Source organism: Pseudomonas sp. PF05, from assembly GCF_056521845.1.
Window position 1 is genome coordinate 200,454 of record NZ_JBWLPW010000002.1, and the last position, 16,456, is coordinate 216,909.

The following is a 16,456-nucleotide window of genomic DNA, read 5'->3' on the forward strand; positions in this document are numbered from 1 at the left end:
TCCTGATGAGTGCTTCATTACCTTACGAGCAATGGCTCAACCACATCCGTACGCATTCAGCGTTCTATAAGACTCAGTTAAGCCATTTGCCCTCCCGGGGATGCGAGTTCGAACGATTACCGGTTGTCGATGTAAATGAATACTGGAAAGGCAGCCATGACCTGGATAATTGGCAGGTACTGACCGACGAAGTCAGGGATGCACTGGTTCTCAAAACCGGCGGCACGACCAGCCAGGGCAAAATGTCCGTGTACACCCACGCGGAATGGCAACTGATGCTTGACTGCTTCGGCCGCAGCCTGTCAGCCCAACTGGTCGCAGGGGATCGAATCGCCAATCTGTTTTTTTCCGGAGACCTGTACGCAAGCTTCCTGTTTATTCATGGCGCCCTTTGCAGCATGGACTTACCCATCACCGAGTTCCCCTTCACCGGTTCGGTGGAGCTCCACGTGTTGACCGAGGCCATCGCCGCCCACCGCATCAACGTGCTGGTGGGCGTGCCTGCGCACCTGTTGGCCTTTGCCAGCCATGTCAATGAGCAAGAACGAACGCTGCCACAGATCACCACCGTCCTGTTTGGCGGCGAGAACCTGTTCGAAAGCCAGATGCCGACCTTGAAACGTGCGTTCCCCCACGCTCGCTTTGCGTCGATCGGATACGCCAGCGTGGATGCCGGCCTGGTCGGCGCCAGCACACCCGATTGCGGCTTGGGCGAGCATCGCGTTTTCGACGAACAGACACGGGTGGAGATCATCGACGACCTGAGCAGTGAGGTCATCGATGCCTGCGGTCAAACCGGAAACCTGGTGGTGACCAACCTCACCCGGACCCTGATGCCGATCGTGAGATACCCAGTGGGAGATCGGGCCAGCTGGTGCGAACCTGCCGGCACGCCACAGCGCAAGTTCGTCCTTCAAGGGCGCAGCGCACAGAGCCGTCGCGTACGGGTTGGCGTGCTGTCGCTGTTCCCGGAAGAAATCAACCAGATCGTCCGGCGCATGGGCGGCGATCTTCAATGGCAGCTGATTATCGAGCACGTCCAGGACAATGATCGCGTGCTGCTCAAGTGGTTACCCGATGTACCGGCGAACGCTGGCCAAACGCGCTCGCAAGCGTTGAAAGACGCCTTGATCGAGCAATATCCAGGCCTCGATCAAATCCGCGTGGACGTCCAGACCTGCAATGCACAGGATCTGGAACGCCATCCTCGTTCCGGCAAGCACCTGTCGATCATCGATCGTCGGGTCTACGGTACGCCGCCAACAAGGAGCATCCCATGAGCCACGTGGTCATCAGGCCGTTCAGCCCCACGGACAGCGCCAGCACCTGCGAACTGTTCCGCCGAGTGTATGGCGATCATTACGTCTCGCCAGACGTCTACATGCCGCAGATGATCCGTCAGCACCATCTTCAGGGCCGCTGGCATTCGTTAGTCGCCGTGATCGGCGAGCGCGTGGTCGGCCATGCCGCACTGTGTCGCCTGCAGCCCGCGAGCCACGACGCCGAGCTGGCGCTGGTGGCGGTGGACCCCGATTTGCAGGGCGGGCAGATTGCCACGCGGCTGGGGCGGCAACTCCTGGACCGTTGCCAGGCGCTCGGGCTCGCCAGGTTATCGATCAAACAGGTCACCAGTCATCGTTACAGCCAACGGCTGGCACAACGGCTCGGTTTTCATGACACCGGCTTGCTGCCCGATTTCGTACCTTCTCCGTTCGCCACCGACCAGGCCGAAACCATCGTGATTGGCTGTCAGGTCAGCGGCGGCAACGATCGACCGTTGCCGCATATCCAATGGCCTGCGCAATACCAGTGGCTGATGAGTCCCCTGGCGTCGCAATTGGGCACCACCCTGGACGAGACTCCGACGGGGCTACAACCGTTGCGAGTCAGCCATTTGCCGGGACGAATCGACATCGTCGCCGAGCGCATGGATGCCTGTCTCGTCGGGCAGTTGCGACACCTGCCAACCCATTGGCCGCTTTCGGTGCGACTGGGCCTCGGCCGGCATTTTTGCACTGACTACCGCCTGCTGATGGCCGCCGGGTTCTTCTTCACCGGAATAATGCCCAACGACAGCACGCACGGCTGGCAAGCGCTGTTTCACCGCATCGCACAGGTGCGCAGGCTCACGCTGCAGTCAGCGCCGATGCAACGGCTTCACGATGAATTGCAGGCTCACGCACAAACCTGGAAAAACACTCAGGCCAGCTCGGCCGCCTGACATCACGACCTGCACTCAAGCTCTTGGCAAGGACGCCGATAGAAATTGGTACGCCCATCCCAAATTGTTTCTGAAAGACGCCTTCGTGCAAGGACTCCACATGCCTTCATTGCGCACCATTCAAGCCCGCTACACGCTCTTTCTGATTGTGTTCATGCTGGTATTGTCCATCCTGACCGTGCTGGGCATCAGCTACCTGGTCGCGCCCAAATTGCGCCACACCGAGGAGCAAGTGGCGTTGAACCGCATTGCCGAGGTCGCCGAACAGATCCAGGGCGAACTGAACAAGGTACAGGCCCAGCAGCGCAGCATCACCCAGACCATCCCTCTGCTCGACAGCGATGCCATCGACAAGGTACTGCCCGGCCTGGTGGACCAGTACGGCGAGCTGAAAGTCTTCGGCGGCGGAATCTGGCCGTTGCCCAATCAGCGGGCCGAGGGACGCAACAAATTCAGCACGTTCTGGCACCGCGACGCGTCCGGCAAACTGATCGTCAATACGTTCTGGAACAGCGACGCAGCGCCGAATTATTACGAGCAACCCTGGCACAAGGGCGGCATGGCCACCCCGCCTGGCAAGTGCGCCTGGGCCGCAGCCTATAAAGACGACGCCAGCGCCGAACCGCGCACCAACTGCGCCATGGCCATCCAGAAAAACGGCGTGCCCTACGGCGTTTCCACCATCGATGTGACCCTGGGTTTCTTCAATGACCTGGTGGCGCGCAAGGAAGCCGACCTGAGCGCCGAGATGCTGATCGTCGAAGGCGACGGCAAGATCATCAGCAACAGCTCGCGGATCAGCGGGCCGATCGTGCTGAAAAACATCAGCGAACTGGCGGCTACCTCGCCATTCGCCGCCCAGGTCAAGGCGGGGCTGGCCAAGCGCGACCAGCCGCTGCAACGGGTCGAGTTCGACAACAAGGGCGAGGCCAGCACGTTCTTCATGCGCCCTATCGAGGGCTCGCCATGGTTCCTGGCGACCGCATTGCCAACCCACCTGATCACCGCTCAACGCGACGACGTACTGAGTACACTGAGCCTGCTGCAGATCCCGATGGTGATCCTGCTGGTGTTGATGCAGCTTTACGCGATCCGCCAGCTGACCAATCGCATGAAGGTCCTCAAAGGCAACATCGACGCCTTGTCCACCGGCGATGCCGACCTGACCCGACGCATCACCATCCGCGCCGAGGACGAACTGGGGGCGATCGGTCATTCGGTCAACCGCTTCATCGCTTACCTGCAAAGCATGATCGGCGAAGTCACCCAGGCCACGGGCGCCATGGCGTCGAGCCTGGACGATCTGCAGCGGACCTCGGCCCACACCAGCGAAATCCTGATGCGCCACGCCTCGGAAACCGACCAGACCGTGACCGCCATCACCCAGATGAGCTCCACGGCTGAAAGCGTCGCGCAAAACGCGGCCGAGACCGCGGCGTTCACCCAACGCGCCAATGAGCACGCCGATCGCTCCCGCGTGGTGGTCGGTGAAGCGTCCAACAGTGTGGTGGCGCTGATCGACGAGGTGGCCAGCGCCACCCGCAAGGTCGAGAGCATGCAACAGGACGCTCAGCGCATTACCGAGATCCTCGGCGTCATCGGTGCCATCGCCGGGCAGACCAACTTGCTGGCCCTCAACGCCGCCATTGAAGCCGCCCGAGCTGGCGAGCAAGGCCGTGGTTTTGCCGTGGTGGCCGACGAAGTACGCGCCCTCGCTGCCCGCACCCAGGCCAGCACGTCGGAAATCAACGAAATGCTGACCCGCCTGACCCAAGGCGTAAGCTCGTCGGTCGCGGCCATGGAAAACACCCAGGCCAGTTGCCAGTCAGCCGCCGATGCCACCTCCCGAGTCAACTCGGGCCTGGACGAAATGGCCGGTTCCGTCAGCCAGATCAACAGCCTGAGCACCCAGATCGCCACCGCCGCCGAGCAACAGAGCGCGGTGACCGAGGAAATCAATCGCAGCATGGTGCAAATCCGTCACATGGTGGAGGAGCTGGTAGAAGGCGGCCTGGCCAGCGAGGCCAACACCCGGCAACTGCTGGAAGCCAATACGCGGGTCAATGCGATCATGGGGCGGTTCAAGGTGCGCTGAAGCGCCCCCTTTCCCCTTGGCAGCTTGCTCGATGGGCCCGTAGGAGCGAGGGGCAAGGAGCTGTGTAGGAGCTGTGTAGGAGCTGTCGAGTGCAACGAGGCTGCGATCTTTCCAAAGACACTTGAATCTCAAGCGAAAGAGATCAAAAGATCAAAAGATCAAAAGATCGCAGGCTTCGCCAGCTCCTACAAAGCCGAGCGGAAGCATGTTCCCTCGCCGGGCGCTGCCCTTCCAACCTGACAATTCTGTAATCCCCGCCTCAGCCCCTCGTCAGCTCCCGCTCGCTACTCTGTTATCCTCCCTCCAAACCGTTCGACACGAGACTTCCCCATGGCCCATCCTCTGCACCTGCTCGCCTTGAGCGCCCTGTTCATGACCTCCCTGGCCCAGGCCGCCGAGCCAGTCACCATTGACGTGCACCGCGATGCCAATTGTGGCTGCTGCAAAAAATGGATCTCGCATCTGCAAGCAAACGGTTTCAAGGTCAACGACCATGTCGAGGCCGACATGAGTTCGGTCAAGCAGCGCCTGGGCGTGGCGCCGAACCTGCGTTCCTGCCACACCGCCGAGATCAACGGCAAATTCGTCGAAGGCCATGTCCCGGCCGATCAGGTGTTGGCGCTGAGCAAGCGCGATGACTTGCTCGGCGTGGCCGCACCGGGCATGCCCATGGGCTCGCCTGGCATGGAAATGGACGGCATGAGCGACGCCTATCAAGTGATTGGCCTGAAAAATGACGGCACGCAGACCGTAGTGGCGGATTACCCGGCCCACTGATGGGCGAAGCCTACATCGGCTTGTTCCTGGCGGCTTTCGGCGCGGCGACCTTGTTGCCGCTGCAATCGGAGGCACTGTTGGTCGGCTTGTTGCTCAGCGAGCGCCATCTGGTCTGGCTATTGCTGGCGGTTGCCACGCTCGGCAATGTCCTGGGTTCGCTGGTCAACTGGTGGCTGGGTACGCGCCTGGAGCACTTCAAGGATCGGCGCTGGTTTCCGGTCAGCCCGGCCCACCTGGACAAGGCGCGCGTGCATTACCAACGCTTCGGCCACTGGTCGCTATTGTTCAGCTGGCTGCCGATCATCGGTGATCCGTTGACCCTGGTAGCCGGGGTGATGGGCGAGCCGTGGCGGCGCTTCCTGCTGCTCGTGACCCTTGCCAAAGGCCTGCGTTATGGCGTTCTTGCCCTGGCGACACTGGGCTGGATGAACTGAACGTTCGGGCTGTTCGGTTGCCTGTGGTTAATGTCGCCATAATCGGGCCGCGCCAGGATCGGCGGCGGCCACAAGGAGATTGACCATGCCCCGCACCACCGCGCGCTGGTTGCCCAGCCTCTTTCTCACCGCCGCCCTGCCCCTGCTCGCCCAGGCCGCCAATCCACCTGAAGGCCCAGCCTACGGAGCGCAGTTGGAGGGCTTTGAATACCCCTACACCCTCAAGCACTTCGCCTTCCATTCCCAGGGCCAGTCGTTGCAGATGGGCTATATGGATGTGCCGGCCCAAGGCAAGGTCAATGGCCGCACGGTGGTGCTGATGCACGGCAAGAATTTCTGCGCTGCCACCTGGGGCGATTCGATCAAGGCCCTCAGCGACGCCGGATACCGGGTCATCGCAGCCGACCAGGTCGGCTTCTGCACATCGAGTAAACCCGAGTATTACCAGTACAGCTTTCAGCAACTGGCGAGCAACACCCAGGCCTTGCTCAAGGCCCTGGGCGTGCAAAAGGCCATCGTCCTCGGCCATTCCACCGGAGGCATGCTCGCCACCCGTTACGCCTTGCAGTTTCCCGACCAGGTCGAACGCCTGGCGATGGTCAACCCCATTGGCCTGGAGGACTGGAAAGCCTTGGGCGTGCCCTATCGCACCGTGGACCAATGGTACGCGAGAGAGCTGAAAGTCAACGCCGAGGGTATTCGCAACTACGAGCGCACGACCTATTACGGCGGCCGCTGGAAACCTGAGTTCGAGCGCTGGGTAGACATGCTCGCCGGCTTGAACAAGGGTCCGGGTCATACGCAAGTGGCGTGGAACTCGGCGCTGATCTACGACATGATCTTCACCCAACCGGTCTATTACGAGTTCAAGGACCTGACGGTACCCACCCTGCTGCTGATCGGCACCTCGGACACCACCGCCATCGGCAGCGACATCGCGCCGCCGGCGGTCAAGGCCAAGCTGGGTCACTACGAGGTATTGGGCAAGCAGGCCGCCGGGCTGATTCCCCGCTCGACCCTGGTGGAGTTCCCCAATCTGGGGCATGCCCCGCAGATGGAAGAGCCGGATCGGTTCCACAAGGCCCTGTTGGGCTGGCTGGATAAACCCATTCCCTGACGAGGTGTTCCATGGCAGTGCAAATAGCAGTCATAGACGATTGGCAAGATGTGGCACGTGGTGTGGTGGACTGGTCGGTGCTGGACAGCGTCGGCCAGGTGACGTTTGTCCATGACTATCCCGCCGACCGCGACAACCTCGCCGAGCGCTTGCAGCGCTTCGAAGTGATCTGCGTGATGCGTGAACGCACGTTGTTCGATGAAGGCCTGCTGCGTCGCCTGCCCAATCTCAAGCTGTTGCTCACCGGTGGTATGCGCAATGCCGCCCTGGACCTGAAGGCTGCCGCCGAACTGGGTATCCAGGTGTGCGGCACCGACAGCTACAAGCACGCCACGCCCGAACTGACCTGGGCGCTGATCATGGCCCTGACCCGCAACCTGGTGCAGGAAGCCAATGCCCTGCGCGCCGGCCTGTGGCAGCAAGGTTTGGGCGGTGACCTGCACGGCAAGACACTGGCCATCCTCGGCCTGGGCAGCATCGGTACGCGGGTGGCGCAGTTCGGCCAGGTGTTTGGCATGCGGGTCATCGCCTGGAGCCAGAACCTCAGCGCCGAGCGCGCCGCTGAAGTGGGCGTGACCTATGTGAGCAAGCAGGCATTGTTCGAGCAGGCCGACATTGTTTCGATCCACCTGGTGCTAGGCGAACGCACCCGCGGCCTGGTGGATGCCCAGGCCCTGGCCTGGATGAAACGCGAGGCGCTGCTGGTCAACACCTCCCGCGGGCCGATCGTCGATGAAACTGCCCTGATCGACGCACTCCAGCACAAGCGCCTGGCCGGCGCCGCCCTGGACGTGTTCGCCCAGGAGCCTCTACCGGCCGCCCATCCGTTCCGAACCCTGGATAACGTACTGGCCACACCCCATGTAGGCTACGTCAGCCGACAGAATTACCAGCGGTTCTATTCCCAGATGATCGAAGACCTGCTGGCCTGGGCGGCGGGCCGGCCGATTCGGTTGCTGACGCCAGGGGGCTGAACTTAGAGCATCAACACACCTCCACTTGTGGGAGCGAGCTCGCTCCCACAGGGGACCCTATGTTTCCGGGAGGCGTTATTAGCCATCAAAACGCCTCCACTCCACCCGCCCTCCAATGGTGCGCCACGCCATTGCATCGCGCACGCCGATGAAACAACGCCGTTCCCTTACACCCTTTTGGTTTCGGAGAACTGCACTTCGTCGGTGCGTATCCCCCTTTGTCGTGTAAGAGATTGCCGACAAAAACCGTGATTGTCGGACAATGCGACGAAGCGAGCCGCACCGCTCTACGTTCTGACCTAGACTGCTTAACCGGGGGGAAAACCGACCAGTCATCCAGACGAAAAAAAGTCGAAACTTTTCGCAACGGCGACGGGTCAGGTTAGAGGTAGGGCAACCGCGGCTGGTGCAGTCCTTGCACTAGTCATTGCAACAGCTCCTTCAGCTGATTCGCTTCGCCGCATGGGGTAGCCGTTCGCTTTCCTCGCGTAGCGCTTGTGCGCCTGGCCGCAGGATTTGGCCAATGAAACAACAGCTCTGGCGCTTGCCGGAAACAGATCGAGAAAATGGGAGATATTTATGATCAGTGCTGCCTTAGAACCACAACAAGTCCGTTCTCAACTACCGCCGGCGGCCGAATCGCCAACGGCACCGGTGCTGGCCACCGGCGGCAAGGCACTGCTCCCCGTCGTTCGACAAAATCCCAATCGCAAGAAAGTATTGTTCGTCACTTCGGAAATCGCCGACCTGGTAAAGACCGGCGGCCTGGGCGATGTCTCCTCCGCATTGCCCCGGGCCATGGCCGGGCTGCATGATGTCCGGGTGCTGATCCCCGGTTATCCGCAAGTGATGAACAGCGGCAATCCGATCCATATCATCGGCGAACTGGGCGGCCACGCCGCACTGCCGCCCTGCAAGATCGGGCGCATGGACATGGCCGACGGCCTGGTGATCTACGTGCTGATCTGCCCGGAACTCTTTGCCCGCGAAGGCTCCCCCTACGGAGCCAACAACGGTCGCGACTGGCCCGACAACCACATTCGCTTCGCCCGCCTGGGCCTGGCCGCGGCCGACATCGCCGCCAACCTCGCGCAGATCCACTGGTGCCCGGACCTGGTCCACGCCCACGACTGGCCCGCCGGGTTGGCGCCGGCCTACATGCACTGGCGCGGGCAACGCACCCCGACCCTGTTTACCATCCACAACCTGGCCTACCAGGGCGTCGTCAGCCTGGCGTCCTGCCCGGAACTGGGCATCCCCGAACACGCCCTGCAACAGGAAGGCATGGAGTTCTACGGCAAACTGTCGTTCCTCAAGGCCGGGATGGCTTACTCCAGCCATATCACCACCGTCAGTGCGACCTACGCCCAAGAGATCACCACCCCGGCGTTTGGTTGCGGGCTCGACGGTTTCCTTGCCGCCAAGACCCAACAAGGCTTGCTCAGCGGCATCCCCAACGGTATCGATGAAAGCTGGGACTCGGCCACCGACACCCACCTGTTCCGCCAGTTCGCCATGGGCGACTGGGAAGGCAAGGCGGTCAACGCATCCCATGTGCGTGAACTCTTTGGCCTCGACGACGCCACTGGCCCGCTGTTCGCCGTGGTTTCGCGCCTGGTCTACCAGAAAGGCCTGGACCTGACCGAAGCGGTCGCCGAGTTCATCGTCGAGTCCGGCGGCCAGATCGCCATCATCGGCCGTGGCGAACCGGAAGAAGAACAGGCCATGCGTGAACTGGCGCTGCGCTTCCCCGGACGCATCGGCGTGCGCATCGGCTTCAACGAAACCGATGCGCGGCGGATGTTCGCCGGCAGCGACTTCCTGCTGATGCCATCGCGCTACGAGCCCTGCGGCTTGAGCCAGATGTACGCCCAGCGCTTCGGCTCGCTGCCGGTGGCGCGCAATACCGGAGGGTTGGCGGACACCATCGAAGATGGCATCACCGGTTTTCTATTCGATGAATCCACCGTAGAAAGCTACAAACAGGCCTTGAGCCGGGCCTTCAAGGTCTTCGAATTCCCCGACCTGCTCAACGCCATGCGCTGCCGGGCCATGTCGGCACCGTTCAACTGGTGCCAGGCCGTGGAACCCTACGCCGAACTCTACGAACAGCTGGTGGCTAAGTCACTGGGAAAATCGGCCAGACAATGAGGTAACAATGACGTCAAGGACGCCTGCTACATGGACCCACGGGGCGGTCATGCTGGATGACGAGCACACCCGCTTCGCCCTCTGGGCCCCGGATGCATTTTTTGTCAGTGTCGAGCTCGACACTGGAGATTCGATACCGCTACTGCCCCAGGCCGACGGCTGGTTCATGATCCAGACCCGTTGCCCCGCCGGTACCCGCTACCGCTACAACATCGATGGCGAACTGGAGGTGCCGGACCCGGCCTCTCGCGCCCAGGCCGGCGACATCGACCGCCACAGCGTGGTGGTCGACCCGCATGCCTACCCATGGCGACACACCCAATGGTCCGGTCGCCCCTGGCACGAAGCGGTGATCTACGAATTGCATGTGGGCGCCCTGGGGGGGTTCGAAGGCGTCGAACAGCATCTGGCACACCTGGCCGGGCTGGGCATCACCGCCATCGAGCTGATGCCATTGGCGCAGTTCCCCGGTGATCGCAACTGGGGCTACGACGGCGTTCTGCCCTACGCACCCCAGGCCTCCTACGGGACGCCCGAACAGCTCAAGCATCTTATCGACACTGCCCACGGCCATGGGTTGTCCGTCATCCTGGACGTGGTCTACAACCACTTCGGCCCCGACGGCAACTACCTGCACCGCTATGCCAAGGGCTTCTTCCGCGAAGACAAGCACACCCCCTGGGGCGCGGCGATTGATTTCCGGCGCCGCGAAGTGCGGGACTTCTTCACCGATAATGCGCTCATGTGGCTGCTGGAATACCGTTTCGACGGCCTGCGCCTGGACGCGGTACACGCCATTGAAGACCCGGACTTTCTCCAGGAGCTGGCGGTCAGGGTGCGCGAGCAGGTGGACCCGATCCGCCATGTCTGGCTGACCGTGGAAAACGAACACAACCAGTCCCACCTGCTGGAGCACCGCTACGATGCCCAGTGGAACGACGATGGACACAATGCCCTGCACGTGCTGCTGACCGGTGAAACCGACGCCTACTACGCCGACTATGCCGAGCAGCCGACCGAACAACTGGCCCGTTGCCTGAGCCAGGGTTTCGTCTTCCAGGGTCATATCAATCGCCATGGCGAACCCCGGGGCGAACCCAGCGGTCACCTGCCGCCGAGCGCGTTCGTGCTGTTCCTGCAGAACCATGACCAGATCGGCAATCGCGCCTTGGGCGAACGCCTGCATCAGCTCGCCGCGCCCCAGGCCCTGCAGGCGGCAACAGTCCTGTTGCTGTTGTCACCCATGATCCCGCTATTGTTCATGGGCGATGAGGTGATGGCCGAACAACCGTTCCTGTTCTTTACCAGCCACCACGGCGAGTTGGCAGAACTGGTGCGCGAAGGCCGACGCAACGAGTTCAAGGCCTTCAGTGCCTTTGCCGACCCGCAGCAACGCGAGCGGATTCCCGACCCCAACGCCGCCAGCACCTTCGAGGCTTCACGTCCAAGCCTGGAGCCCCAAGGCCCGGAGCAACAGGCCAACGAAGCGCTGTATCGCCAATTGCTGAAAATACGCCGCGAAGAGATCGTCCCGCGCCTGCCCGGTGCCCAGGCCCTCGGTGCCGATGTGCTGGGCCATGGCGCCATCAGCGCACGCTGGCGGCTGGGCGACGGCAGTGTGTTGCGCATCGACTTCAACCTTAGCGATCAGCCCGTCGAACACAACGCACCGGAAGAGGCACGCATTCTTTTCGAACATCCGCAGCAGGTCGTGGGTCTGTTGCAGCAGGGCGTCCTTGCGCCCTACAGCGCGCTGGTCAGTCTGACGCAGGCGACAACCTTGCCCAATATCACTGGAGAGCGCCTATGAGCGATGCGCAACTGGAAATCCTCGCCAGCCGAGCGGGCCTGGCGGTGGATTGGATCGATGCCAATGGCCGGGCCCAGAAAGTCTCGCCGGCGGTCTTGCGTTCGGTCCTCACTGGCCTCGGCCATCCAGCCGGCAGCGCCCAGGAAATCGACGCCAGCCTGCTGCAGTTGCAGGAAGATCAACAGAACCATCAATTGCCACCGCTGATCACCGCCGACGTCGGGACCAGCCTGGACTTGAGCCGCTACTTCGAGGCCGGGACGCCCTGTGAAATCAAACTCGAAGATGGCGCGACACTGAACCTGAACCTCGATGCCAATGCCAAGCTGCCGGGGATGGTCCCGGTGGGTTACCAGCACGCCAGCATCCAGGGCCAGCATTTCACCCTGGCCGTCGCGCCCGCGCGTTGCTATAGCGTGGCCGATGCGGTAGACGACCCGACGCCACGAGCCTGGGGCCTGAGCGCGCAACTGTATGCCCTCAGGCGTCCCGGTGACGGTGGCTTCGGTGACACCCAGGCCTTGGAGGAACTGGCACGGGTGGCTGGCGAACGCGGTGCCGAGGCCATTGCCATCAGCCCGATGCACGCCATGTTCAGCAGCGACACCGGGCGTTATAGCCCCTACTCACCGTCGAGCCGACTGTTCTTCAACAGCCTTTACGCCGCCCCGGGCACCATCCTCGGCGAACGCGCGCTGCGCACCGCCATCGACGCCACTGGCTTGCCCAATCAACTGCGCACCCTGGAAGAGCAGCCGCTGATCGACTGGCCGGTCGCTGCCCAGGCCAAGCAGAAGATCCTGCGCGCCCTGTACGACGGTTTCAGCCAGGGTGAGCATCCGCTGCATGAAGACTTCAGCAGTTTCCGCCACACCAGCGGCGAAGCCCTGGAAAACCATTGCCGCTTCGAGGCCTTGCAGGCCGAACGCGCCGCCCGGGGTGAAAGTCTCGACTGGCGCCACTGGCCGGAAGAATGGCGCGATCCGCGCAGCGCTGCCCTGGCCCATTTTGCCGAGGAAAATGCCGATGAGATCGGCTACTACGCGTTTTGCCAATGGTTGATCGCCCGCTGCCTGGAGCGCGCCCAGAGCGCCGCCCGATCCAGCGGCATGGGCATCGGCCTGATTGCCGACCTGGCGGTGGGTGCCGATGGCGGTGGCAGCCAGGCCTGGAGCCGGCAGGACGAACTGCTCGCTTCGCTGACCGTGGGCGCGCCGCCGGACATTCTCAACCGCTCGGGGCAAGGCTGGGGGATCTCGGCGTTTTCCCCCGAAGGCCTGGTGCGCAACGGCTTTCGTGCCTTCATTGAAATGCTGCGGGCCAACTTCGCCCATGCCGGCGGCTTGCGCATCGATCATGTCATGGGCTTGCAACGGCTCTGGGTGATTCCCAACGACGCTCCACCCTGCGATGGCGCTTACCTGTATTACCCGGTAGACGACTTGCTGCGCCTGCTGGCGCTGGAATCCCATCGTCATCAAGCCATCGTGCTCGGCGAAGACCTCGGCACCGTGCCCGAAGGCCTGCGGGAAAAACTCAGCGCCCGGTCGATCCTGGGCATGCGTGTGCTGTTGTTCGAACAGGACAACACTCACTTCAAGCCGATTCTCGATTGGCCGGACAATGCCCTGGCCACCACCAGCACCCATGACTTGCCGACGCTCAATGGCTGGTGGCACGGTCACGACATCGACTGGAACGCCCGGCTGGACCTGATCGATTCCCACACCGAAATGGACTGGCGCAAACACCGCGAGCGCGAACGTGAAGGCCTGCGCCAGGTACTGAACCAGGACCCACAGAACTTTCGCGAGGAGCACCGCGAGACCGACCAGGTGCTCGATGCCAGCGTGCGCTTCCTCGGCCACACCCGTGCGCCGCTGGTGTTGTTGCCGCTCGAAGACGCCCTGGGCATCGAGGAGCAGGCCAACCTGCCAGGCACCGTCGACACCCACCCCAATTGGCGCCGTCGCCTTACCGGGCAAAGCCAGGCGTTGCTGGATCACCCGGACGCTGCCAGGCGTCTGGAAATACTCGCCTGTGCGAGACTTCAGGCGAACGAGCGTGACCGATGAAACAGACATTGATCCAACCCCTGCGGGCAACATTGCGCCTGCAGTTTCATAAAGGCTTCACCCTGGACGATGCCATCCCCCAGGTGCCGTACTTTGCCTCGCTGGGCATCAGCCACCTGTATGCCTCGCCGCTGCTCAAGGCCCGGGCCGGGTCCATGCACGGCTACGATGTCGTCGACCCCACCCTGGTCAACCCCGAACTGGGCGGCGAAGCCGCGCTCAAGCGTCTGGTCGCGACCTTGCGCGAGCATCGGATGGGCCTGATCCTCGACATCGTGTCCAACCACATGGCCGTCGGCGGCAATGACAATCCCTGGTGGCTGGACTTGCTGGAATGGGGACGCCTGAGCCCCTACGGTGAGTTCTTCGACATCCAGTGGCACTCCCCCGACCCACTGATGGAGGGGCAGTTATTGCTGCCGTTCCTGGGTAGCGACTACGGCGTGGCGTTGCAGGAAGGCACCTTGCAACTGCGCTTCGATGCCAGCCAAGGCAGCTTCTACGTCGAGCATTACGAACACCGCTTCCCGATTTGCCCGATGCTCTACGGCGAATTGCTCAAACCCACCGAAACCTTGCCGGCCGAGCAAACCGAATCGCTCAAGGCCCTGGCCGAGCGATTCACCACGCTCAATTACCAGACCGACGCCCACACCCTCGCTCGCCCGTTGCAAAAAGAGTTGCAGGACCTGGCGACACAAGCGGGCATCCTCGCCGCCATCGAAGACAACCTGGCCGGCTACGACTCTACCCAGCCCCAGGGCTTCGAGCGCCTGCATCAATTGCTCGAGCGCCAGAGCTACCGGCTCGCCAGCTGGCGCACCGCAGCGGACGACATCAACTGGCGGCGCTTTTTCGATGTCAATGAACTGGGCGGGCTGCGGGTCGAGCGTCCGGCGGTATTCGAGGCGACCCATGCCAAGATTTTCCAATTGATCGGCGAAGGACTGGTGGACGGCCTGCGGATCGATCACATCGACGGCCTTGCCGCTCCTCGCGGTTACTGCCGCAAATTGCGCAGGCGCGTCGATTCGCTGTCGCCGTCGCGGCACCTGCCGATTTTCATCGAGAAGATCCTTGGCGATGGCGAGACCTTGCGGCGCGACTGGAACATCGATGGCAGCACCGGTTACGAATTCATGAACCAGGTCTCGCTGCTCCAGCACGACCCGGCCGGCGCCGCCACCCTCGCCGAATTCTGGAGCCGGCACAGTGAGCGGCCCGCGCACTTCATCGAAGAAGCCCGCCTGGCCCGCCAGCAGATTCTCAATGGCTCCCTGGCCGGAGACTTCGAAAGCGTCGCCCAAGCCCTGCTGCAAGTGGCCCGGGACGATGTGATGACCCGCGACCTGACCCTGGGCGCGATCCGGCGGGCCTTGCAGGAGCTGATCGTGCATTTCCCGGTGTATCGCACCTACATCACGCCGCTGGGGCGCTCCGCCGAAGACGAGGTCTTTTTCAACCAGGCCCTGGAAGGTGCCCGGCAAACCCTCAGCGAAGCCGACTGGCCGGTGCTCGATTGCCTGGCCGGCTGGCTCGGTGGGATGCCCTGGCGGCAACGCCTGCGCGGCAACCATCGCAAACGCCTGCGCCATGCCTGCGTGCGTTTCCAGCAACTGACCTCGCCGACCGCCGCCAAAGCGGTGGAGGACACCGCGTTGTATCGCTCGGCCGTGCTGCTGTCGCGCAATGACGTGGGCTATAACACCGAGCGCTTCAGCGCCCCACCCCAGGCGTTCCACCACGCGTGCCTTGAGCGACTCGAACATTTTCCCGACAACCTGATCACCACCGCCACCCACGATCACAAACGTGGCGAAGACACTCGCGCCAGACTGGCGGTGCTCAGCGAGCGGGCTGACTGGTACACCGCCTGCGTGGAGCAATGGCGCATCCTCTCGCCGTCGTTGCACAGCGATCCGGCGGCGCCCTCGGTCGGTGATGAACTGATTCTGTACCAGGCCCTGCTCGGCAGCTGGCCCCTGGACCTCGACCTCCAGGACCACCAGGCCCTGGCTGCATATAACGAGCGCCTGTGGCAATGGCAACGCAAGGCTCTGCGTGAAGCTAAACTGCAAAGCAGCTGGGCCGCGGTCAACGACGCTTATGAGCAGGCCACCCAGATGTTCCTCGAACGGTTACTGCTGGGTGATGAAGGGTTGCCCTTGCGCAACGCCATTGCCGAGGCGGTCCAGGCCATCGCTCCGGCGGGCGCTCTCAACAGTCTGGCGCAAACCTTGCTGCGCATGACCGTACCCGGCGTACCGGACCTTTACCAAGGCAACGAGTTCTGGGATTTCAGCCTGGTGGACCCTGACAACCGCCGCCCAGTGGATTTCCAGGCACGCCGCGAGGCGATGGGCGCCGACAACAGCCCAGCCGCGCTGATCCGCGATTGGCGGGACGGCCGCGTCAAACAGGCATTGATCGCCAGGACGCTGGCCGTGCGCGCCGAGTATCCGCTGCTATGGCGCCAGGGTCGCTACCAGCCGCTGCAAGTGCTCGGCGAGCAGGCCCAACGGGTCCTGGCCTTCATGCGTGAAGACTCGCAACAACGGGCGATCATTGTTGTACCTGTCCATGCGGCGCCGTTGCTGGAAAACAGTGCCGTGCCGCTAGTGGCTGCGTCGGATTGGGGCGATACCCGTGTGTTGTTACCGTTCGCCGCCGAGGATGAAAAACTGAAGGGACTTTTTTCAAGCGCAACAGTCACACCCCAAGGGGAGCTGCTGATCAGCACCGCACTGGGGGATTTCCCGGTCAATGTCTTTATCCAACCTTGAGTTGAATCAGGAGCACTGC

General features: G+C 62.6%; 11 protein-coding genes. All 11 read left to right on the forward strand.

The annotated features are described in order from the left end of the window. The first annotated feature begins 5 nt into the window (after positions 1 to 5). The gene (locus tag AC09SL_RS05970) at positions 6 to 1,280 is read left to right on the forward strand and encodes a phenylacetate--CoA ligase family protein (RefSeq protein ID WP_058545907.1); all 1,275 of its coding nucleotides are present in this window, start codon (positions 6 to 8) and stop codon (positions 1,278 to 1,280) included. Further along, positions 1,277 to 2,221, forward strand: a complete 945-nt coding sequence (locus AC09SL_RS05975) for a GNAT family N-acetyltransferase (RefSeq protein WP_058545906.1) — start codon at positions 1,277 to 1,279, stop codon at positions 2,219 to 2,221. Before AC09SL_RS05970 ends, AC09SL_RS05975 begins: the two co-directional genes overlap by 4 nt. Positions 2,222 to 2,321: 100 nt before the next feature. Continuing rightward, a complete protein-coding gene (locus AC09SL_RS05980) occupies positions 2,322 to 4,316 on the forward strand; it encodes a methyl-accepting chemotaxis protein (RefSeq protein WP_058545905.1) in 1,995 nt (664 codons plus the stop codon). A gap of 330 nt (positions 4,317 to 4,646) precedes the next feature. Further along, entirely contained in the window at positions 4,647 to 5,093 is a 447-nt protein-coding gene (locus AC09SL_RS05985; protein WP_058545904.1) for a DUF411 domain-containing protein, read from the forward strand. Continuing rightward, positions 5,093 to 5,527, forward strand: coding sequence for a YqaA family protein (locus AC09SL_RS05990; protein WP_058545903.1), 435 nt, complete (start codon positions 5,093 to 5,095; stop codon positions 5,525 to 5,527). The genes AC09SL_RS05985 and AC09SL_RS05990 overlap by 1 nt, the downstream gene beginning before the upstream one ends. An 85-nt stretch (positions 5,528 to 5,612) precedes the next feature. After that, the gene (locus tag AC09SL_RS05995; protein ID WP_058545902.1) at positions 5,613 to 6,644 is read left to right on the forward strand and encodes an alpha/beta fold hydrolase; all 1,032 of its coding nucleotides are present in this window, start codon (positions 5,613 to 5,615) and stop codon (positions 6,642 to 6,644) included. An 11-nt stretch (positions 6,645 to 6,655) separates the two neighbouring features. Further along, on the forward strand, positions 6,656 to 7,618 hold the full coding sequence (locus tag AC09SL_RS06000; protein WP_058545901.1) for a D-2-hydroxyacid dehydrogenase family protein: 963 nt from the start codon (positions 6,656 to 6,658) through the stop codon (positions 7,616 to 7,618). 579 nt (positions 7,619 to 8,197) lie between these two features. Further along, positions 8,198 to 9,769: a glycogen synthase GlgA gene (glgA, locus tag AC09SL_RS06005; RefSeq protein ID WP_058545900.1), complete on the forward strand. Its 1,572-nt coding sequence runs from the start codon at positions 8,198 to 8,200 to the stop codon at positions 9,767 to 9,769. A gap of 7 nt (positions 9,770 to 9,776) precedes the next feature. Further along, positions 9,777 to 11,579 carry a malto-oligosyltrehalose trehalohydrolase gene (treZ, locus tag AC09SL_RS06010; protein WP_058545899.1) on the forward strand — a complete coding sequence of 601 codons (1,803 nt, stop codon included), beginning with the start codon at positions 9,777 to 9,779 and terminating at the stop codon, positions 11,577 to 11,579. After that, positions 11,576 to 13,654 carry a 4-alpha-glucanotransferase gene (gene malQ / locus AC09SL_RS06015; protein ID WP_058545898.1) on the forward strand — a complete coding sequence of 693 codons (2,079 nt, stop codon included), beginning with the start codon at positions 11,576 to 11,578 and terminating at the stop codon, positions 13,652 to 13,654. The genes treZ and malQ overlap by 4 nt, the downstream gene beginning before the upstream one ends. Further along, positions 13,651 to 16,437 carry a malto-oligosyltrehalose synthase gene (locus tag AC09SL_RS06020; protein WP_058545897.1) on the forward strand — a complete coding sequence of 929 codons (2,787 nt, stop codon included), beginning with the start codon at positions 13,651 to 13,653 and terminating at the stop codon, positions 16,435 to 16,437. Before malQ ends, AC09SL_RS06020 begins: the two co-directional genes overlap by 4 nt. Positions 16,438 to 16,456: the final 19 nt, after the last annotated feature.